At 70.5% G+C, this 18,878-nt stretch carries 19 protein-coding genes; 9 read left to right on the forward strand and 10 right to left on the reverse strand.

Annotation, left to right across the window (positions count from 1 at the left end):
- Positions 1-8: 8 nt before the first annotated feature.
- Both htpG and NRF20_RS34805 read right to left on the reverse strand, forming a co-directional pair.
- The gene (gene htpG, locus NRF20_RS34800; RefSeq protein ID WP_413753893.1) at positions 9-1,946 is read right to left on the reverse strand and encodes a molecular chaperone HtpG; all 1,938 of its coding nucleotides are present in this window, start codon (positions 1,944-1,946) and stop codon (positions 9-11) included.
- A gap of 89 nt (positions 1,947-2,035) precedes the next feature.
- Entirely contained in the window at positions 2,036-2,845 is an 810-nt protein-coding gene (locus NRF20_RS34805) for a GntR family transcriptional regulator (protein ID WP_398629172.1), read from the reverse strand.
- Between the two features lie 226 nt (positions 2,846-3,071).
- On the opposite strand from NRF20_RS34805, the gene NRF20_RS34810 reads away from it, so the two are divergent.
- The 3 genes from NRF20_RS34810 to NRF20_RS34820 are packed head-to-tail and all read left to right on the forward strand — an operon-like array spanning position 3,072 to position 7,017.
- Positions 3,072-3,848: a tyrosine-protein phosphatase gene (locus tag NRF20_RS34810; protein ID WP_413753894.1), complete on the forward strand. Its 777-nt coding sequence runs from the start codon at positions 3,072-3,074 to the stop codon at positions 3,846-3,848.
- A gap of 39 nt (positions 3,849-3,887) precedes the next feature.
- Positions 3,888-5,204, forward strand: coding sequence for an MFS transporter (locus tag NRF20_RS34815; RefSeq protein ID WP_398629170.1), 1,317 nt, complete (start codon positions 3,888-3,890; stop codon positions 5,202-5,204).
- Positions 5,205-5,232: 28 nt separating this feature from the next.
- On the forward strand, positions 5,233-7,017 hold the full coding sequence (locus NRF20_RS34820) for a glycoside hydrolase family 3 protein (protein WP_398629169.1): 1,785 nt from the start codon (positions 5,233-5,235) through the stop codon (positions 7,015-7,017).
- Between the two features lie 74 nt (positions 7,018-7,091).
- Here NRF20_RS34820 and NRF20_RS34825 read toward each other — a convergent pair whose 3' ends face one another.
- Complete coding sequence (locus tag NRF20_RS34825) at positions 7,092-7,586, reverse strand: DUF402 domain-containing protein (protein ID WP_398629168.1); 495 nt, start codon at positions 7,584-7,586, stop codon at positions 7,092-7,094.
- Positions 7,567-8,487 (reverse strand): GNAT family N-acetyltransferase, encoded by a 921-nt coding sequence (locus tag NRF20_RS34830; protein ID WP_413753895.1) that lies wholly within the window; start codon positions 8,485-8,487, stop codon positions 7,567-7,569. Before NRF20_RS34830 ends, NRF20_RS34825 begins: the two co-directional genes overlap by 20 nt.
- A gap of 68 nt (positions 8,488-8,555) precedes the next feature.
- On the opposite strand from NRF20_RS34830, the gene NRF20_RS34835 reads away from it, so the two are divergent.
- Positions 8,556-8,933, forward strand: a complete 378-nt coding sequence (locus NRF20_RS34835; RefSeq protein WP_266362696.1) for a GntR family transcriptional regulator — start codon at positions 8,556-8,558, stop codon at positions 8,931-8,933.
- 119 nt (positions 8,934-9,052) lie between these two features.
- Here NRF20_RS34835 and NRF20_RS34840 read toward each other — a convergent pair whose 3' ends face one another.
- Positions 9,053-10,147 (reverse strand): DUF5925 domain-containing protein, encoded by a 1,095-nt coding sequence (locus NRF20_RS34840; RefSeq protein ID WP_382216538.1) that lies wholly within the window; start codon positions 10,145-10,147, stop codon positions 9,053-9,055.
- 224 nt (positions 10,148-10,371) lie between these two features.
- On the opposite strand from NRF20_RS34840, the gene NRF20_RS34845 reads away from it, so the two are divergent.
- From NRF20_RS34845 to NRF20_RS34860, 4 genes are all read left to right on the forward strand, one after another.
- Positions 10,372-11,181 (forward strand): SGNH/GDSL hydrolase family protein, encoded by an 810-nt coding sequence (locus NRF20_RS34845; RefSeq protein WP_398629166.1) that lies wholly within the window; start codon positions 10,372-10,374, stop codon positions 11,179-11,181.
- A gap of 272 nt (positions 11,182-11,453) precedes the next feature.
- A complete protein-coding gene (locus tag NRF20_RS34850; protein ID WP_266362702.1) occupies positions 11,454-11,717 on the forward strand; it encodes a hypothetical protein in 264 nt (87 codons plus the stop codon).
- A 212-nt stretch (positions 11,718-11,929) separates the two neighbouring features.
- Positions 11,930-12,139 (forward strand): hypothetical protein, encoded by a 210-nt coding sequence (locus tag NRF20_RS34855; protein ID WP_413753896.1) that lies wholly within the window; start codon positions 11,930-11,932, stop codon positions 12,137-12,139.
- A gap of 31 nt (positions 12,140-12,170) precedes the next feature.
- A complete protein-coding gene (locus tag NRF20_RS34860; RefSeq protein ID WP_398629164.1) occupies positions 12,171-12,779 on the forward strand; it encodes a TetR/AcrR family transcriptional regulator in 609 nt (202 codons plus the stop codon).
- A gap of 19 nt (positions 12,780-12,798) precedes the next feature.
- Here the strand turns inward: NRF20_RS34860 and NRF20_RS34865 are convergent, their stop codons facing one another.
- Both NRF20_RS34865 and NRF20_RS34870 read right to left on the reverse strand, forming a co-directional pair.
- Positions 12,799-13,551 carry an ABC transporter permease gene (locus NRF20_RS34865; RefSeq protein ID WP_413754639.1) on the reverse strand — a complete coding sequence of 251 codons (753 nt, stop codon included), beginning with the start codon at positions 13,549-13,551 and terminating at the stop codon, positions 12,799-12,801.
- A 71-nt stretch (positions 13,552-13,622) separates the two neighbouring features.
- Positions 13,623-14,600, reverse strand: a complete 978-nt coding sequence (locus tag NRF20_RS34870; RefSeq protein ID WP_398629163.1) for an ATP-binding cassette domain-containing protein — start codon at positions 14,598-14,600, stop codon at positions 13,623-13,625.
- A 64-nt stretch (positions 14,601-14,664) separates the two neighbouring features.
- Between NRF20_RS34870 and NRF20_RS34875 the strand changes: the two genes are divergently transcribed.
- The gene (locus tag NRF20_RS34875; protein ID WP_398629162.1) at positions 14,665-15,372 is read left to right on the forward strand and encodes a TetR/AcrR family transcriptional regulator; all 708 of its coding nucleotides are present in this window, start codon (positions 14,665-14,667) and stop codon (positions 15,370-15,372) included.
- 22 nt (positions 15,373-15,394) lie between these two features.
- On the opposite strand, the gene NRF20_RS34880 is transcribed toward NRF20_RS34875, so the two are convergent.
- The 3 genes from NRF20_RS34880 to hmgA form a co-directional block, all read right to left on the reverse strand.
- Entirely contained in the window at positions 15,395-16,621 is a 1,227-nt protein-coding gene (locus tag NRF20_RS34880) for a type ISP restriction/modification enzyme (protein ID WP_413753897.1), read from the reverse strand.
- 62 nt (positions 16,622-16,683) lie between these two features.
- Positions 16,684-17,451, reverse strand: a complete 768-nt coding sequence (locus NRF20_RS34885) for a GntR family transcriptional regulator (protein ID WP_413753898.1) — start codon at positions 17,449-17,451, stop codon at positions 16,684-16,686.
- 83 nt (positions 17,452-17,534) lie between these two features.
- The gene (gene hmgA, locus NRF20_RS34890) at positions 17,535-18,863 is read right to left on the reverse strand and encodes a homogentisate 1,2-dioxygenase (RefSeq protein ID WP_413753899.1); all 1,329 of its coding nucleotides are present in this window, start codon (positions 18,861-18,863) and stop codon (positions 17,535-17,537) included.
- Between the last annotated feature and the right edge of the window lie 15 nt (positions 18,864-18,878).

Here is an 18,878-nt window from a genome sequence, read left to right on the forward strand (position 1 = left end):
TCTTTCACTCACAGGGTGCGCTCAAGGCGGTCGGCCATCAGTCTGACGAAGCGCGACGGGTCGCCCAGTTCGCCGCCCTCGGCCAGCAGCGCCAGGTCGTGGAGGAGTTCGGCCGTCTCCTCCAGGCCGGTGCCGGCATCCTCGCCGCGTTCGGCGTGTGCCCGGTTGAGACCGCTGACCAGCGGGTGCTCCGGGTTGAGTTCGAGGATGCGCTTCACATGGGGGACGGGCTGGCCCATGGCGCGGTACATGTTCTCCAGGGCCGGCGTCACATCGTGCGTGTCCGAGACGATGCAGGCGGGCGAGACGGTGAGGCGCGAGGAGAGCCGTACCTCCTTGACGGTCTCGCTCAGCCGGTCCGTCATCCAGGCGAGCAGATCCGCGTACTCCTGCTGACGGTTCTCGCGCTCGGTCGCGGCCTCCTTCTTCTCCGCCTCGGTGCCGAGGTCGACCTCGCCCTTGGCGACGGACCGCAGCTTCTTGCCGTCGAACTCGGGCTCGGCCTCGACCCACACCTCGTCGACGGGATCGGTCAGCAGCAGCACCTCGACGCCCTTGGCCCGGAACGCCTCCATGTGCGGGGAGTTCTCGATGGCCTGCCGGGACTCGCCCGTGAGGTAGTAGATGTGCTCCTGACCGTCCTTCATCCGCTCCACGTACTGCCGCAGAGTGGTCGGCTCGTCCTTGTCGTGAGTCGTGGCGAAGGAGGCGACACCGAGGATGGCGTCGCGGTTCTCGAAGTCGCTCAGCAGCCCCTCCTTCAGGACACGGCCGAACTCCCGCCAGAACGTGGCGTAGCGCTCCGGGTCGGCGGACATCATGTCCTTGACCGTCGACAGCACCTTCTTCGCCAGGCGCCGGTGCATCAACTGGATCTGGCGGTCCTGCTGGAGGATCTCGCGCGACACGTTGAGCGACAGGTCAGAAGCGTCGACGACGCCCTTGACGAAGCGCAGGTACGGCGGCATCAGCGCTTCGCAGTCGTCCATGATGAAGACGCGCTTCACATAGAGCTGGATACCGCGCTTGTACCCCTGCATGAACAGGTCCTGGGGCGCGTGCGACGGGATGAAGAGCAGTGCCTGGTACTCGAAGGTGCCCTCCGCCTGCAGCCGGATGGTTTCGAGCGGGGCGATCCAGTCGTGGCTGATGTGCTTGTACAGCTCGTGGTACTCGTCGTCCGTGACCTCCTCGCGCGAGCGCGCCCAGAGGGCCTTCATCGAGTTGAGGGTCTCGGGTTCGCGCGGGGCGTCGTCGGCCGCTGCCCCGGAGTCCGCGGCATCGTCGGCAGCGGACTCCGGGGCCATCCTGACGGGCCAGGTGATGAAGTCCGAATACCGCTTGACGATCTCCCTGATCTTCCAGGGAGAGGTGTAGTCGTAGAGCCGGTCATCGGCGTCCTCCGGCTTGAGCCGGAGTGTGACCGAGGTGCCCTGGGGGGCGCTGTCGACGGTCTCGATCGTGTACGTGCCCTCGCCGGTCGACGTCCAGCGGGTGCCCTGGCTCTCGCCCGCGCGCCGGGTGAGCAGCGTGACCTCGTCGGCCACCATGAAGCTGGCGTAGAACCCGACACCGAACTGGCCGATCAGCCCTTCGGCCGCGGCGCTGTCCTCGGCCTCCTTGAGCTCCCGCAGGAACTTCGCTGTGCCCGAGTTCGCGATGGTCCCGATGAGCTGGACCACTTCGTCGTGCGACATCCCGATGCCGTTGTCCCGCACGGTCAGCGTACGGGCCTGCTTGTCGGTCTCGATGTCGATGTGGAGGTCGGACACGTCCGCGCCGAGCGAATCGTCGCGGAGCGCTTCGAGCCGCAACTTGTCGAGCGCGTCGGAGGCGTTGGAGACGAGTTCGCGCAGGAACACGTCCTTGTTCGAGTAGATCGAGTGGATCATCATCTGCAGAAGCTGGCGCGCTTCCACCTGAAACTCGAACGTCTCAGTGGGCATAATCCGTGATTCCTTCTCAGGTCACCGGGTGCGGAACTGACCTGAGCACTGTAGATCAACTGGTCATCACGGGAACTGCGTTCCGATGTTCAGGGGTGTCCGTCGTGCGGTTTCGGCGGTAGGGCCGGACCGGACTCACGGAAATTCAGCACAAAGCGGGCGCGCTCCCCCTGGATGCGCCGGCGGACATAGAGCACCGGTTCGCCGTCGGGGGTGCAGCTGACGCCTTCGCGGACGAGCAGGGCGCTCCCGGCCGGTACGCCCAGGATGTCGGCGTCGCCGATGTCGGCCCCGACGGCGCTGAAGGCGCGCCAGTCGTACTCCAGGGTGATGCCGGCGCTGTCGGCCAGGGCGCGGACCAGGTTCTCCACCGGTCCGGGAGCCGCGAGTTCCCGGGGCAGCAGGGCGGTGGGCATCCAGTAGCTGCTGATGCCCCAGGTCTCGGAGCCGATCGAGAACACGGTCTGCACCCTTGAGAGGACGCCGGTGGGCCGGCCCAGATGGCGGGCCGCCTCCTCGTCGGCAGTGGCGGTACCCGCGGGCAGGGCGTCGGTGATCGTCTCCTGGACGTCCATGCCCTGTCCGGCGGTGGACTCGGGCAGTGAGGCGTGTGTGCTGCCCATGTCGAAGCGCTGGCTGCGGGGGTCGACCGCGATCGACACCCGGGCGACGGGCGGGCGCACGAAAGTTCCGATGCCCCGGCGGATCTCGATGGCGGCGGCCCGCTCCAGCTCGGCGACGGCCTCGCGGACGGTCAGGCGGTTGACGCCGAACTCGGCACACATCTCGGGCTCGCTCGGCAGCCGGGAGCCGGCCGGAAACTCTCCGGCGTCAATGCGTTCCTGGATGAGGCGGGCCAACTGCAGGTAGCGCGGACTTGTCCTTCGGTGGTTCGACACCCCTGGATAGTACGAACCTCCGCGAGCCGTCCGGGACGGGGATCGGTCCCCACCGACCGTCGCGCCACGGTCATTTCATCGATGTTCATGTGCCGGTCACTCGCAGGGCCGGGCAGCCACACCTGAGACATCTACACATCTAGATGTCTCCTCCCGCCGTCCCCCGCGGGCGACGGCGGAGACGCGCCAGACCACCACCCACCCCCGCATCACCCGTGAGGTCCCCGTGCCCCTGCTGAACTTCCGCGACCCCGCCCTGACGGCCGATTCCCACCGTAACCGGATATGTCCCGGGGCCCTCTTCCGCTCCGCCCGGCCGTTCCCCGCCGCAGATCAGGACACCGTCCGGGAACTGCGCGCACGGGACATCCGCACGATCGTGGACCTGCGCGGCGAATCCGAGCGGTCGGACGCGGACTGGGCCGCGGCCGAGGAGGCGGGCATCCGGGTCCTGTGGGCTCCGCTGGACGCCACCGCCGAAGTGGCGGCGGTCGATCCCCGCTCGCTGCGGACCGCCGACGACCTCGGCCGCTTCTACCTCACCCTGGCCGAGGACACGCCCCGGGCGATCGCGGACGCGGTCACGGCAGCCGCGGCCCCCGGCGCGACCCTGGTGCACTGCTCAGCGGGCAAGGACCGCACCGGCCTGCTGATTGCCCTGCTGCTCGATCTGGCCGGCGTCCCGGCGGACGAGATCGCCGACGACTATGCGCGTACGGCCGACGCCCTGCCCCGGGTCTTCGCCGCCCTGGCCACCAGCGCGGGCCTGGGCGCGCTCAACACGGCCCACGGCGACCGGCAGATCCCGCCCGCTCTGCTGGAGGCGCCCGCCGAGGCGATCCGCGCCTTCATGGACGGCATCCGCACCCGCCACGGCGGCACCGAACAGTTCCTGCACGGCTGCGGTGTCGACGCCGCGGTGATCGCCTCGTTCCGGGCCAAGGCCGCCCCCGCCCGGGAGTCCGTGCCCGCCCCCGTCCCCGCCGCCCCTTCCGGGCTCTGACGCCCCGCCATCGAGCAACAGCCCCCAGGGACACACACCATGACCGAAACCCTGCCCAAGGCTCCCGCGACGGGTACGCCCGCGGCGGACATCCGGCCCACCGCGCCCCGTCGTCTTCTCGTCGCTCTGGTCACCACCGAACTGCTGATCACCTTCGCGCTCGCGACGCCCCTCGTGGCCACACTCAGCCTCAAGGTCCAGGAGATCGCTCCCGACCGCAAGGAACAGGTACTCGCCACCGTCATGGCGGTGGGCTCCGTCGCCGCCCTGCTGCTCAACCCGGTCTTCGGGCACCTCTCGGACCGCACTACGGGCCGCTTCGGCCGACGCAGGCCCTGGATCGCCGGAGGTCTCGTGGTGGGACTGCCCGCCGCCGCCGTGATGGCCACCGCCCACTCGACCACCCAGCTCGTCCTCGGCTGGCTCCTCGCCCAGGCCGCCTACAACGCCGCGCTCGCCGCGCTGTCCGCCGTGATCGCGGACCGGGTGCCGCCCCGGCAACAGGCCACCATGTCCGGTCTCTTCGGCGCCGCAGGATTCGCCGGGGTCGTGCCCGGACTCGTCCTCGTCGGACTGATTCCCGGCAGCACCACCGCCCTGTTCGTGATCCCGTCGACGGTCGGCGCCCTCGGTGCCGTACTCGCCTGGTACCTGCTGCGCGAGCCCGCGATCCCCGGCGGCGCGGGCCGCGGCGTGAAGGCGGTGAACCTGCGCAGCGTTCTCGGCAGCCTGCTGTTCGACCCGCGTACCTCTCCCGCCTTCACCGTGGTGTGGTGCCAGCGCTTCCTCCTCCAGTTCGCCAACGCGCTGATCGGCGCCTACGGGCTGTACTTCCTGATGGCCCGGCTGGACATGTCCGTCTCTCAGGCCGCCGCCCTGGTGTCGGCCACCGGACTGGTCTCGCTGGCCGGAAACGTGCTCGCCGCCACCTTCTTCGGCAAGGTCGCCTCGCGTACGGGCGCCTATCGGGTGCTGGTCGTCGCCTCCGGGACGCTGATGACCGCGGCCATGTTGATCAAGATGTTCTCCGCGTCCGTGTGGCCCGTCTATCTCGCCACCGCCGTGGCCGCGGTCGGACTGGGCGCCTTCTACGCCGTCGACCTCGCCCTGGTCCTACGGGTGATGCCGGACGGCGGCGACTCAGCCCGCTACCTCGGGGTGTTCAACATCGCCAAGGCGATGCCCCAGGTCCTGGCCCCGGTGCTCGCCCCCGTGCTCCTCGCCCTGGGCAGCGACCCGGTCGGCGGCTCGTCGGACAAGAACTACTTCGCGCTCTTCCTCGGTGGTGCCGTCGCCGCACTGCTCGCCACCGCACTGACCCCGCTGATCCGGCACCCGAGGCTCGTCCGTGACTGACCGCCCCTGCCCGACAGGAGACCCCTTCATGCCCGGACTCGCGCGCCACCACGACGGAACGCTGTTCCGCGACCTCAACCACAACGGCACCATGGAACCGTACGAGGACCCGAGGCTGCCGGTGGAGGAACGGGTCGGCGATCTGCTGGCCCGGATGACCCTGGAGGAGAAGGCCGGTCTCCTGTGCCACGGGCGCATGCTCGCCGGCGACCACGGACCGTACCGCTCCGGTGCGGAGCTGATCGGCGAACGCCACATCAACCACTTCGCGATGATGCAGGTGCCTTCACCGGGGGAGATGGCCCGCTGGAACAACCACGTCCAGGACCTCGCCGCGGCCACCCGGCTCGGGATACCCGTCACCCTCTCCTCCGACCCCCGGCACGGCGTAGTGTCCAACCCGGCCACCGCCCACACCGGCGGCGGGTTCAGTCCGGGCCCCGAGCCGATCGGGCTCGCCGCGACGGACGACCCCGCCCTGGTCGAGGAGTTCGCCCGAGCCGTCGCCCGTGAACTGCGGGCCGTCGGGATCCGGCTGGCCCTGCACCCGATGGCCGATCTGGCCACGGAACCGCGCTGGGCCCGGATCAGCGGCACCTTCGGCGAGGACGCGGCCCGCGCCGGACGGATGCTGACCGCCTATGTCCGCGGTATGCAGGGCGACTCACTCGACTCCGGGGTCGCCTGCATGACCAAACACTTCCCCGGGCACGGCCCGCAGGCGGGCGGGGAGGACTCGCACTTCGCCCACGGCAAGTGGCAGGCGTTCCCGGGCGGCAACCTCGACTACCACCTGCGGCCCTTCGAGGCGGCCCTCGACGCCGGCACCGCACAGATGATGACCTGCTACTCGATACCCAGTGGCAGCGGACTGCCGGAGGTCGGCGCGAGCTTCAGCCGGGAGGCGATCACCGGGCTGCTGCGCGAACGCCTCGGCTTCGACGGTGTCGTGTGCAGCGACTTCAATGTCCTCACCGGCATGGAGCTCCCGGGGCTGGGGGAACTGCCCCCGCGCAACTGGGGAGTGGAGCACCTCTCCCTGACCGAACAGCTGCTGACACTGCTGGACGCCGGAGTCGACCAGCTCGGCGGCGAGACCCGGCCCGGCCTGCTGGTCGAGGCGGTCCTGGGCGGATCGGTGACCGAGGACCGTATCGACGCCTCCGCCCGCCGCGTCCTGCGGGACAAGTTCCGTCTCGGTCTCTTCGAGGACCCCTATGTGGACCCCGAGGCCGCCGAGGCGCTCGTCGGAAGCCCCGCGACACGCGAGCTGGGCCGGCGGGTGCAGCGCCGCTCGCTGGTCCGGCTCACCCCCCGCCGGGACACGCTGAACCGGATTCCGGCGTCGCCCGCCGTGTACGTGGAGAACGTGGACCCGGCCGTGGCGGCCCGTTACGGCAGGGTCGTCGACCGCCCGGAAGAGGCCGATCTCGCCGTCGTACGGCTCCAGGCCCCCTTTGAGCAGCGGGAGTCACCGCTGGAGCGGCACTTCCACTCCGGCTCGCTGGAGTTCCCGCCGGAGGAACTCCAGCGGCTGGAGATGCTGTGCGCGGCGGTTCCCACCGCCGTCGACGTCTTCCTCGACCGCCCCGCCGTCCTCACCGGACTCTCGGCCGGCGCCGCCCTGCTGACCGGCAGCTTCGGGGCGTACGACGATCTGGTGCTGGACGTCGTGTTCGGGCGCTCCGAGGCGGAGGGGGTGCTGCCCTTCGACCTGCCCTCCTCGATGAAGGAGGTCGAGGCCTCCTTCGGGGACGTCCCGTTCAGCATGCCGAACCCCCTGATTCGCTGCGGCCATCGCGCCGACGGCTGACGGACGCGCTGGACGGGGCTCCGGGTGGACCGTACGGCGGTCCGCCCGGAGCCCGGAACGAGTACCTCCGCCGGTCAGGCCAGCAGCTTCGCGAGGCCCTCCGCGCGGGCCAGGTGTTCCAGCTCGTCCAGCGCCCGGCGGGCCGCATCGGCCGCCGCCGGATCGCGTTCGGCGAGACCGCTCTCCTCGAACTCGTCCTCGTCCAGCCGGAGTACGGACGAGCCGTCCGCCGACACCCACAGATCGAGATCCAGGTCCTCGACCAGAAGCTCCGTGTCCCGCAGCGCGGCGGGACGGGTGATGTCGCAGTACCAGCCCTTGAGTTCGCCCGCGCCGGTACGGACCTCCTTCACGGCGAACCAGCGGTCGCGCCAGTAGTGCTCGGTGAACACATCGCCCGGCTCGAACCGTACGAAGCCGAAGTCACGGACCCCCGGCGCCGCCCAGGGCGCACGCACCGTCACCCGGGTGCCGTCGTCGCGGATCACATCCGCCGGGTAGCGGATCTTGGTCCGCCCGGCCTTCACCAGGGCGACGACCAGCGCGGTCTCAGCCGAGCTTGCGGACATACCGCACCTCCGTGGCACAGATCTCGTAGCCGAACCATCGATTGACCGCCAGCATCGGACCGTTGTCCGCGTCATTGCCGGTGTACGCGTCGGTGTAACCGGCGGCGCGCGCCCGGTGCAGCGAGTCGTTCTTCGCGAGCCTGGCCAGGCCCCGGTTGCGGTACGCCCGGCGGGTGCCGGTCATTCCCGACATGTAGCGGGTCAGGCCGTCGGTCTGCGCCGCGCTGAACGCCACCACCTTCCCGTCGACCACCACGACCGAAGTCAACTCGTGGTCGAGCCCGGGGTGGCGCCAGGTCCGATTCAGCCAGTCCTCGTAGTCGGACAGTTCGGCCGGGGTGTCGCTCGGCTCGTCGGCCGTGGTCTCGGCGTCCGCCTCGAAGAGCGGGCGCGGATCGTCCGCGAAGTCCGCGGCGGTACGCAGCTCGACGTCCGCCGGAAGCTTCTGACGGGGCGGCAGCGAGCCGCCCGCCAGATCGAGGTGGAGGAAATGAGCCGAGCGGCTCGGCGCATAGCCGCGCTTCTCGGCGAACGCGCGGTTCGACGGGGTGTCGAGCACCCAGGTGTAGAGCGCGAGCGCGCCCTCCCGGGCGAGGTACTCCTCGGCCGTGCTCAGCAGCAACCCACCTGCCCCGTGCCCGGTGCGGTCCGGATGTGTGTACGGATTACAGAACGCCTGGCCGGGTTCGGGGCTGTCGTGGACGAGACCGACCTGTGCGGTCCCGATGAGCTCACCGTCCTCCTCGGCGACCAGCAGCCGGTAGTGCTTGTCGGGATGGGCGGAGGCCAGATCGAAGGCGACCTGCTCGGGAGTCGTCACCATGTAGGGCAGTGCGGCGCGCCGGACCTGCACCCAGGCCTCTGCGTCGGCGGGCAGGAAGTCGCGAACGAGGACAGTCATGGGCCGGACGCTACGCGTGCTCCCGCACGGGCGCCGCTGATTTTCCGGCGGTGGGGGACAATCAGCGCGTGACCCTGAAGATCGCCCTTGATCCGGATTCCGGTACCGCCCCGTACGAGCAACTGCGCACACAGATCTCCGAACTGGCCCGCTCCGGCGCGCTGCCCGTCGGTTTCAGACTTCCGACCGTACGCGGCTTCGCCGAGGAGCTCGGCCTCGCCGCGAACACCGTCGCCAAGGCGTACCGGGCGCTGGAGGCCGACGGGGTGATCGAGACCCGCGGCCGCAATGGCACGTTCATCGCCGCTGCCGGTGATGCGGCGGACCGGCATGCGGCGGCTGCGGCGCAGGAATACGCGGAGCAGGCCCGGCGACTGGGCCTGTCCCGGGCCGAGGCGCTGTCCCTGGCCGAGGACGCGGTACGGGCGGCGTACGCGGCGCGATGAGTCGGGAGCCGGGGCGGGGCAGGGTCCGGCGCCGTCCGGGCCGCCGGACCCTGCCCTTCAAGCGCCGGACAGGCTCGAAGGGCGTTCTCGAGCGCCGGACAGGCTTGGTCCTGCCGGGCTCATAGGTACAGGCCCGCGTCCGCACCGGAATCCTGTTTCGGCACCGACGCGGGACCGCTGCCGCGCCGCAGCGCGTACAGCTCGGCGAGCGTGGCGCCCTCGCGGCCCAGCCCTTCCTCCGTACCCAGCCAGGCCGCCGCCTCCTTGCGGGTCAGTGAGCCCACTTCGATCCTGGCGAGGCAGCGGCCGGGCCTGACCACGGCCGGGTGGAGCCGCTCCAGGTCCTCGTTGGTGGTGACGCCCACCAGCACATTGCGGCCCTGGCCCAGCAGCCCGTCGGTGAGGTTCAGCAGCCGGGACAGTGCCTGGCCCGCCGTGTGCTTCGCCTCGCCGCGGATCAACTCGTCGCAGTCCTCCAGGAGCAGCAGCCGCCAGCGGCCCTTCGCCGTGCCGTCGTCCTCACCGATCGCGATGTCCATCAGATAGCCGACATCGTTGAAGAGCCGCTCCGGATCGAGCACGCAGTCGACCTGGCACCAGTCCCGCCACGAGCGCGCGAGCGTGCGCAGTGCGGACGTCTTGCCGGTGCCGGGCGGGCCGTGCAGCAGGAGCAGCCGGCCGGCGATGTCGTCGGGCGTGACCTTCATCAGCCGGTCCATGGCATCGGCCACCGGTGCCGTGTAGTTGTTGCGGACCTCGTCCCACGTACCGGCGGCGATCTGCCGGGTGGTGCGGTACGGGCCGCGGCGCGGGGACACGTACCAGAAGCCCATCGTCACATTCTCGGGCTGCGGTTCCGGTTCGTCCTGGGCGCCGTCCGTCGCCTGGCCGAGGATTCTCTGCGCCAGCTCCGGGCTGGTCGCGGTGACCGTGACATCGGCGCCGCGGTTCCAGCGCGAGATGAGCAGCGTCCAGCCGTCGCCCTCGGCGAGCGTGGCGCTGCGGTCGTCGTCGCGGGCGGCGCGCAGCACCTTGGCGGCCGGGGGCAGCAAGGTGGCCCCGGCCTTGACGCGGTCGAGGGAGGAGCTGTGCGAGTACGGCTGCTCGCCCGTCGCGAAGCGGCCGAGAAACAGCGCGTCGACGACGTCGGACGGGGAATCGCTGTCGTCGACGGTGAGCCGGATCGGCAGAGCGGACTCAGGGTTGGCAGACATGGCGCCCATGATCCGGCAAGGGGGCACCCGGCGCACCCAGGTTTCGCCACCTTCCTCCCCGCTTCCGGCGGGCGGACCGCGGACATGACGCAACCTCAGGGGGGCGCGCAGGAGAACTCATCGGGCCAACTTGGCATGGACACTTCCGGTGGGGGTGTGGGTACTGCTACCACGGACACGGCAGACCAGGCGGAGATCCTGCCGGTCGGTCCAAGGGAGGTTCCATGAAGATGTCCAGACTCGTGGCGTTCTCGGCCTCGCTCCTGCTCGGTGCCGTACTCGCTCTGACCGGAGCGGCCACCGCCAACGCCGCACAGTCTGTTCAGGCCGTCGACTACGTCGCCCTCGGCGACTCGTACTCCTCGGGTGTCGGTTCCGGCAGTTACGACAGTGCCAGCGGTGACTGCAAGCGCAGCACCAAGGCCTACCCCGCACTCTGGGCCGCCGCCAACTCGCCCTCGTCCTTCGGCTTCACCGCCTGCTCCGGCGCCCGTACGGGTGATGTCAAGGCCAACCAGCTCGGCCCCCTCGGCGCCTCGACCGACCTCGTCTCGATCTCCATCGGCGGCAATGACGCGGGTTTCTCCGACGTCATGACCACCTGTGTCCTCCAGTCGGAGGCCACCTGTCTCAGCCGGATCGCCACGGCCCGCAGCTATGTCGACACCACCCTGCCCGGCAATCTCGACTCGGTGTACTCGGCGATCCGGACCAAGGCGCCGTCCGCTCATGTCGTCGTCCTCGGCTACCCGCGCTTCTACAAGATCGGTGGCAGCTGTGTCGTCGGCCTGAGCGACAAGGTGCGCACCGCGATCAACGGTGCCGCCGACTACCTCAACGCGGCGACCGCCAAGCGCGCCGCCGACCACGGCTTCACCTTCGCCGATGTCACGGGGAACTTCACCGGCCACGAGATCTGCTCCGCAAGCGCCTGGCTGCACAGCCTCAACTGGCTCAACATCGGTGAGTCGTACCACCCCACCGCAGCCGGACAGTCGGGCGGCTACCTGCCCGGCCTCAACTCGGCCGCCTGACTCCCCACCCAGTACATGTGCCGGGCCCGTTCAGCCGTCTGACGGGTAGGAGACCCCGTCCGCGGGGGTCTCCGTCCGGCACCCCGTCGATTCATCGCGGCCGAACCGCTTCCGTTCTGTCCAACTCGCCCTGGAATCGGGCGTATTCAGAGGTTGGTCGTCAGCCTCCGTATGTGTGTGCTCAATCCTGTGACCGGGATACACGGGTGTCGTCGCGGGGGGATAGGGTTAACCTGCCCGGGCCGGGTGCCCTCGTACGGGTGGGGAGTGACATGGAACAGATAACGGTGCGCAGCAGGCCGCGTGTGCCTGCCATCACATGCGGGAGCAGTGCGACGAGTTCGCGCCTCGACCGCCATCTCGCGGTGCTCGGCGGCCCTGCCGTCCCGCAGCGGGAGGCCGCGGAGGCGACGCTGCTGATGCGTGAGCTCACCTCGCGCGATGCCGCCCACAGTCACCGGAGCAAGAGTGCGCGGGTCTCGCTCTTCGCGCCGCTGCGGCGACTGCGGCGCTCGCTCTTCGGCAGCCGCCACTGACTCGACGGCCCGTCGCGACCGCGCTTCGGTCCACCGCCCGGGCTCCCCGGCCAGGGTCCATCGCCCAGGCCCCCCGCTCGGGGCCGCGCAGGCGATCACACCGTCCCGGCGCTGCGCTGCTGTCTGCTCACCCGCCATCCCCAGGGCTCGCAGCAGCGCTTCGGTGTGTTCGCCGGGCGTCGGCGCGACGGCCATCGGCCCCGGCGGCGTGCATGTGTGACCTGCGCGACCGGCATGAGCGCGGGCGCGAAGCGGCCGAGTCGGCCGGGGAGCGGGTGGACGGACCGTACCGCTTCGAGGTGATCGAGGGGGCCGGTCACTGGCTGCCGGACGAGGGGCCCGACGCGGTGATTCCGCCGATGCTGGACCATCTGGCCCAGTACGCGGACCGGAACGGGGATGCGGAACGGGTGCCGAAATAATTCGGCTCCGAAGTACTTCTAGACTGTCCGCATGCCCGAAAAGCGAGCCGCGCGCCTCAGTCCCGACGAACGAAGGGCCCAGCTGGTTGCCATCGGGCTGGACATGCTCGCCGACCGGTCACTGGACGAGCTCTCCACCGACGAGGTGGCGCGCCGGGCCGGGATCTCGCGGGGGCTGCTGTTCCACTACTTCGACTCCAAGCGCGACTTCTACCGCGTCGTGGTGCGGCAGGAGTGCGACAACTTCGCCGCAGCCACGGAGCCGGACTCTTCGCTGGAGCCCGTCCCCTGGCTGCGGTCGTTCATCACCGGTTTCGTGACGTATGTACTGGAGCACCGCAAGGTCTATCTCGCCCTGGTCCGCGGTGCCGCCGGCAGTCACCCGGCGGTGGAGGACATTGTGGAGGGGACCAGGGGCACCCTCGCCCGGCGGGTGGAGGAGGGGCAGCGGCGGCTCGGGATGCCCGACTCGCCCAGGCTCTCCATCGCCACGCGGGCGTGGATGGCGTTCGCCGAGGAGGCCGTGACCAACTGGCCGCTGGACGATCCGGACGCGCTGACGGAGCTCCGCGCGTTCCTGGAATCCAGCTTCATCAGCCTGCTCGGCACCCTGGACCGGCCCGCCACGCTACCCGGGTGAGCGCGGCGCGCGGTGGCGGTCACTCGCCGCCGCGCGCGTAACGCCGTACGGACAGTGGCACGAACACCGCGAGGAGCACCACCGACCAGGCGAGCGTTCCGGCCACCGGGTGGGCGACCGGCCAGGCCGCGTCGGCGGCCGGGGACGCGTTGCCGAACAGTTCGCGGGTGGCCGAGGCCATGGCGCTGATCGGGTTCCACTCCGCGATCGTCCGCAGCCAGTGCGGCAGATTGTCGGTCGGGATGTACGCACTCGACAACAGCGGCAGGATGAAGGTGGCGCTGCCCAGCTGACCGGCGATCTCCTCGTTGCGGATCAGCAGGCCCAGCCAGCAGCCCAGCCAGGACGTGGCGAACCGGAGGAGCAGCAGCAGTCCGAAGGCGCCCAGGGCGGCGAGCGGACCGCCCTCGATCCGCCAGCCGACCGCGAGTCCGACCAGGATCAGCGGAATCATGCCGATTACCGTGGTCAGCAGATCGGCGGCGGTCTGGCCGAACGGTACGGCGGCCCGGCTCATCGGCAGCGTACGGAGCCGGTCCATCACCCCGCGGTGGCAGTCCTGCGAGGCATGGAACATCCCGATCATGATGCCGTTGGCCGCCGTCGCCGCCAGCAGGCCCGGCACCAGGAACGCGCGGTACTCCTGGCCGGGCATGGCCAGGGCGCTGCCGAACACGTACCCGAAGAACAGCAGCATCGTGATCGGCATGGTCTGGGTCAGGATCATTACGCCCGGCGCGGCTTTGATCCGCTGCAGATGGCGGCCCAGCATGGCCAGGGCATCGGCGATCGGGGCGCTTGTGGCGGGCGTGACGGTCTGCTCGTGGGCCAGTGCGGTGCTGCTCATGCTGCCGTCTCCTTCAGGGGCGGGGAGGTGCGGCCGTCGCCGCGGTCGGTCAGGCGGAGGAAGACCTCGTCGAGCGTCGGCGGGCGCAGGCTCGCGTCGATCACCGGTACTCCCGCTGTGTCGAGTTCGCGGACGATGCGGGGGAGGGTGAGCGTGGTGTCGGTCGCGACGGCGCCCACGGTGCGGCGCTCGTGGTCGAGTACCGGTTCGGTGCCGGTGAGCTGATCGAGGACGCCTGCCGCCGGGACCAGCGCCGATTCATGGGAGACGACCACTTCGGCGTAGCTGCCGATGCGGGCCTTCAGCTCGGTGGGAGTGCCGCGATGGGCGGCTCGGCCATGGTCGATCAGCACGATGTCGTCGGCCAGCTGATCGGCCTCCTCCAGATACTGCGTGGTGAGCAGGACGGTCGTGCCCCGGCCGGCCAGTTCCCGTACCGCCGCCCAGATCTGGTTGCGGCTGTGCGGGTCGAGTCCGGTGGTCGGCTCGTCGAGGAAGAGCACCCGCGGGCGGGTCAGCAGACTGGCGGCGAGGTCGAGGCGGCGGCGCATGCCGCCCGAGTAGGTGCGGGCCGGGCGGTCGGCGGCCTCCATCAGCTCGAAGCGTTCCAGGAGTTCGTCGGCGCGGGCGCGCGCGGCCTCGCCGCGGAACCGGAGCAGCTTGGCGAAGAGCCGCAGATTCTGCCGGCCGGACAGCTCGCCGTCGACCGAGGCGTTCTGCCCGGTGACGCCGATCGCCGCGCGCACCGCGCCCGCCTCGCGCACCACATCGTGGCCCGCCACCCGGGCGCTTCCGCCGTCCGGGGCCGTCAACGTGGTGAGGACCCGGACGGCGGTGGTCTTGCCCGCGCCGTTCGGCCCCAGTACTCCGCAGACGGTGCCTTCGGCGACCGCGAGATCGAGTCCCCGCAGCGCATGGACGTCGCCGTAGTGCTTCTCCAGACCTTCACTAAGTACAGTGTACGTAGTTGTCATGCGGCCTACCGTACCGCACTACGTACGGTGTACGTAACTACGATGGTGGGAGAGGTGATGATCAATGGTGGGGCGACCCGCTGTACCCGAAGTGATCTGGGCGCGCCCCGAGCGTGCGGGCCGCGGCCCCAGGCCCGCTTTCAGCCGCGCCGACATCGCGGCAGCCGCCGTCCGTATCGCCGATGCGGAGGGTTTCGACGCGGTGTCCATGCGGAAGGTCGCGGCGGAGCTCGGCTGCGGCACGATGTCGCTCTACAACTACGTGCCGCGCAAGGAGGACCTGTACGAGCTGATGCTCGACGCGGTCAGCGCCGATTACGAGTACCCGGAACCGTCCGGCGACTGGCGCGCCGATCTCATCGCACTGGCCCATCAGGCCCGCGAGATGATGCACCGCCACACCTGGATGCCCCGGCTCATGTCACCCGTGTACGGCTTCAGCCCGAACTCCCTGCGGTATCTGGAGTACTCGCTCAGCTGCCTGGACGGCGTGGACGCGCGGTTCGGCGAGAAGATGGAACTCATCGCCATGGTCAACGGTGTGGTCACCACCTATGTGGCCAACGAGATCGCCACGGCGGAGCGCAGCCGGTCGCTGCCCTGGTCCGAGGAGCAGGAGCACGCCGCGCGCACCGACTATCTGATCAGCCGGATCGCGACCGGGAAGTATCCGCGGATGGCTGCGGGATTCGCCGAGGACCCCGGGCCGATCGATCTGGACGGGGTCTTCGACCGGGCGCTGCGCCGGGTGCTGGACTCCTTCGACCGGTAGCGAATGGGCCCACGGCGCCCGGTCACAGCAGCGCGAACTGCCCGTCCGGGCCCTCCTCCTGATGGTCGAGCACCGATGCGGGCCGCCGGGCCGTGGCCGGGACCGGCAGGACGCCCGCCGCGCGGAGGTCGTCGCCCCTGATCTGTGGGCCGCCGGCCAGGCCCGCCTGCCGTGGCCGGAGTCCGTCGAGCAGGGCGAGCACGGTGATCAGTTCCAGCAACTCCGAGGTCCACTCCTGGGGCCAGGCCCGTGGCCTGACCGCTTCCAGGCCGTCCATGTCCTGCGCTCCGGCCGCCGCCGTACGGCGCTCGAACCACAGCTCCAGCATCCGGACCCCGCCCACCCGGAACTCCCACGCCCCGGCCGGCACGGGCGAGATACGGCCCGTGTCCAGCGTCAGCGTCTCGTCGTCGGGGTCGTACTCCAAGGCGGTCGGTACGGGCGGAACCGCGGCCCGCACATACGGGCGCCGCCCACCGGGCAGCCGCGGGCGCTCCCCACCCCGGGCGCCGCGCAGCTGCAACCGCAGCAACTCCTGCCCCAGTGACACCCCCGCCGACCAGCGCTCCGTGTCGGCGGGCAGCGGCACCACGCACCCGGCCGGGGAAGGGCGGGCCGCCGCGAGTGTCCACGCCAGCACGGACCGATCGGTGACCGCATCCCCGTGGCGGGCCCGCAGCAGCGCGAGCAGTCCGGGGGCCAGATTGGGTTCGAGACCGCCGGGGCGCCGGTACAGCGGCCGGATGCGGCCCGGCCGGCCGGCCGGGGAGTGACCGTCCGGCAACAGCGCCGTCACGGAGAGGGCGGCACCGGTGTCCTGCGGTACGCAACCGTGCTCGACGACGAAGAGCTGGTGCCCGTCGGCGACCCGCCACAGCTCGGGGCGGGCGGCATCGATCAGCCGGTGATCCGGGAGCAGCCACTGTTCGTCGAACGGGCCGTGCAGGATCCGTACCGGCTCGGGGCACGGTCCGGTCTCGCGGGCGAACCGGCCGGTGGAGGTGGCCTGTCCGGGAAGTGCCGCCACCGGGGTCTGCGGGGTACGGGAACGGGTGGGCCGGAACAGCCGTTCGCGTTCGGCGCCTTCCGCCCGGACCAGCCGCTCCCAACGGGCCTTGAGCGAACCGGCATCCGGGGCGGTCACCCAGGGGCGCCCGGTCCGCAGGGGCCGTACGGACCATGGCATGAGGTCGTCGAGCAGCGGGATGTCGTCGTCCCCGCCGGCTCCGGCCGCCGCCCGTGCTGCCACCGTGTCGTCCTCCCCGTCGCCACGCCGCCTCCGGCATCGTAACGGCGTCGGAGGGCGGGCCGTCAGTGCGCCTCCACCGTCACCGAGAAGGAGAACCGGTCGCCCCGGTAGCGGATCTGCGCCACATCCACCACCCGGCCGCTCTCGTCGTACGTCACGCCCGTGTAGAACAGGATCGGGCTCAGCAGCGGCACTTGGAGGAGTCCGGCGGTGGCCGGGTCGGCGAGGCGCGCCTCGACCGTGTCGGTGATGCGTGCGATCCGGACACCGACCCGGTCGCGCAGCACCTTGGTCATCGGCCAGCGTTCGAGATCGGCCACATCGAGCCGGGCCGCGACCTCGGGATGCACCGCGTTCTCCGCCCAGTTGGTGGGCTCGTCGCTCTCCCCGTCGCGGCGCAGCCGGCGGTAGCTGACGACCTCCGCACAGTCGCAGAAGTACTCGGTGAGGTCTCCCGGCACGGCGACCGGACCATGGCCGAGGACCACGGTCCGCTCGCCCGACTGCTGGGCCACGATCGCATCGATCGAGCCCAGCAGCCGGACCGGTGACACCCGGCGGGCGCGCGGCTCGATGAACGTGCCGCGCCGCCGGTGCCTGCTGATCAGCCCTTCCGTCTCCAGTTCCTTGAGTGCCTGGCGCATCGTCAGGACGCTGACGCCGTAGTGCGCGGCGAGCTGTTCCTCGGTCGGCAGCCGCGCCGATGCGTCCTTGGTGCGGCCCAGTATCGAGGCGCGCAACGACTGCGAGACCTGGTACCACAGCGGCAGTTTGCGGTTCAGGACCAGCGAATCGGGGGCGAATGCATGCCCCTGGGGCATCTTGGGCATCTGAGGCACCTGGGTCACCTGGTCTCTCCGTACTGCGACACAGCGGACGCGACGACGCGGGGGCCGAGAAGCGGCGTCGTTGCCTACGGCCTGAAGTTGCGGCTCAGACCCTGCCACACGTCGTCGTAGCCACGCTGAAGATGGTCGGCGGTCGCCGCCTGCCCGGTCGCCGTCACCGGCCAGCGGGTCTCGAACATGAAGGCGAGACCGTCGTCGATCTTCTGCGGCTTCAGCTCCGCCTCGCTCGCCCGGTCGAAGGTCTCCCGGTCCGGGCCGTGCGCCGACATCATGTTGTGCAGCGAGCCGCCGCCCGGGACGAAGCCGCCCTTGCCGGCCGTCTTCGCGTCGTACGCGCCCTCGATCAGGCCCATGTACTCGCTCATCACATTGCGGTGGAAGTACGGCGGCCGGAAGGTGTCCTCGCCGACCAGCCAGCGCGGCGCGAAGACGACGAAGTCGACGCCGGCCAGACCGGGCGTGTCGGACGCAGAGGTCAGCACCGTGAAGATCGACGGGTCGGGGTGGTCGTAGCTGATCGAGCCGATGACATTGAAACGGTGCAGGTCGTAGACGTACGGAGTGTGGTTGCCGTGCCAGGCGACCGCATCGAGCGGCGAGTGGTCATAGGTCGCGGACCAGAGGTTCCCGCAGAACTTGTTGACCACCTCCACCGGGCGGTCGTCGTCCTCGTACGCGGCGACGGGGGCGAGGAAGTCCCGGGCGTTCGCCAGGCCGTTGGCGCCGATCGGGCCGAGGTCGGGAAGGGCGAACGGCTGACCGTAGTTCTCGCAGACATAGCCGCGGGCGGTGGCATCCAGCAGCTCCACGCGAAAACGGATACCGCGCGGGATCAGTGCGATGTGCCCCGGTTCGGCGCGCAGCAGGCCCAGTTCGGTACGGAGCAGCAGGCCGCCCCGCTCCGGGACGATCAGCAGTTCGCCGTCCGAGTCGCTGAACACCCGGTCGGTCATGGACGAGTCGGCGTGGTAGAGGTGCACGGCCATGCCGGTGCGCTGCGTCGCGTCGCCGTTGCCGCCGAGGGTCCACAGACCGGCCAGGAAGTCCGTCCCGGCCGCGGGCTCGGGGAGTGGATCCCAGCGCAGCCGGTTGGGGTCGGGCACGGATTCGGTGAACGGGGCCGTGTGCACTGTGCCGTTGCCGATACGGACGAACGGGGGATGAGCGGCCGACGGGCGGATCCGGTAGAGCCAGGAACGGCGGTTGTGCACCCGCGGTTCGGTGAAGGCCGAGCCGCTCAGTTGCTCCGCGTAGAGCCCGAGGGGCGCGCGCTGAGGCGAGTTGCGGCCGTGCGGCAGCGCTCCCGGCACTGCCTCCGAGCTGTGTTGATTGCCGAAACCGGCGGAATGCTCAAGCCCTTCCGCGGTCTTCCTCGCCTGCTCGATGCCGCTCATGTGCGCTCCCGGTGC

This window comes from Streptomyces sp. R-74717, from assembly GCF_047305335.1.
Classification (GTDB): domain Bacteria; phylum Actinomycetota; class Actinomycetes; order Streptomycetales; family Streptomycetaceae; genus Streptomyces; species Streptomyces atratus.

What these genes read in the sequence shown, in the direction of transcription:
- NRF20_RS34850 (WP_266362702.1), top strand. Translation starts at nt 11,454, where the DNA reads ATGGAACAGATAACGGTGCGCAGCAGGCCGCGTGTGCCTGCCATCACA.
- NRF20_RS34840 (WP_382216538.1), bottom strand. Translation starts at nt 10,147, where the DNA reads ATGTCTGCCAACCCTGAGTCCGCTCTGCCGATCCGGCTCACCGTCGAC.
- NRF20_RS34820 (WP_398629169.1), top strand. Translation starts at nt 5,233, where the DNA reads ATGCCCGGACTCGCGCGCCACCACGACGGAACGCTGTTCCGCGACCTC.
- NRF20_RS34885 (WP_413753898.1), bottom strand. Translation starts at nt 17,451, where the DNA reads ATGCCCAAGATGCCCCAGGGGCATGCATTCGCCCCCGATTCGCTGGTC.
- hmgA (WP_413753899.1), bottom strand. Translation starts at nt 18,863, where the DNA reads ATGAGCGGCATCGAGCAGGCGAGGAAGACCGCGGAAGGGCTTGAGCAT.
- NRF20_RS34815 (WP_398629170.1), top strand. Translation starts at nt 3,888, where the DNA reads ATGACCGAAACCCTGCCCAAGGCTCCCGCGACGGGTACGCCCGCGGCG.
- NRF20_RS34825 (WP_398629168.1), bottom strand. Translation starts at nt 7,586, where the DNA reads ATGTCCGCAAGCTCGGCTGAGACCGCGCTGGTCGTCGCCCTGGTGAAG.
- NRF20_RS34845 (WP_398629166.1), top strand. Translation starts at nt 10,372, where the DNA reads ATGAAGATGTCCAGACTCGTGGCGTTCTCGGCCTCGCTCCTGCTCGGT.
- htpG (WP_413753893.1), bottom strand. Translation starts at nt 1,946, where the DNA reads ATGCCCACTGAGACGTTCGAGTTTCAGGTGGAAGCGCGCCAGCTTCTG.
- NRF20_RS34830 (WP_413753895.1), bottom strand. Translation starts at nt 8,487, where the DNA reads ATGACTGTCCTCGTTCGCGACTTCCTGCCCGCCGACGCAGAGGCCTGG.
- NRF20_RS34870 (WP_398629163.1), bottom strand. Translation starts at nt 14,600, where the DNA reads ATGACAACTACGTACACTGTACTTAGTGAAGGTCTGGAGAAGCACTAC.
- NRF20_RS34855 (WP_413753896.1), top strand. Translation starts at nt 11,930, where the DNA reads ATGTGTGACCTGCGCGACCGGCATGAGCGCGGGCGCGAAGCGGCCGAG.
- NRF20_RS34875 (WP_398629162.1), top strand. Translation starts at nt 14,665, where the DNA reads ATGGTGGGGCGACCCGCTGTACCCGAAGTGATCTGGGCGCGCCCCGAG.
- NRF20_RS34865 (WP_413754639.1), bottom strand. Translation starts at nt 13,551, where the DNA reads ATGCTGGGCCGCCATCTGCAGCGGATCAAAGCCGCGCCGGGCGTAATG.
- NRF20_RS34860 (WP_398629164.1), top strand. Translation starts at nt 12,171, where the DNA reads ATGCCCGAAAAGCGAGCCGCGCGCCTCAGTCCCGACGAACGAAGGGCC.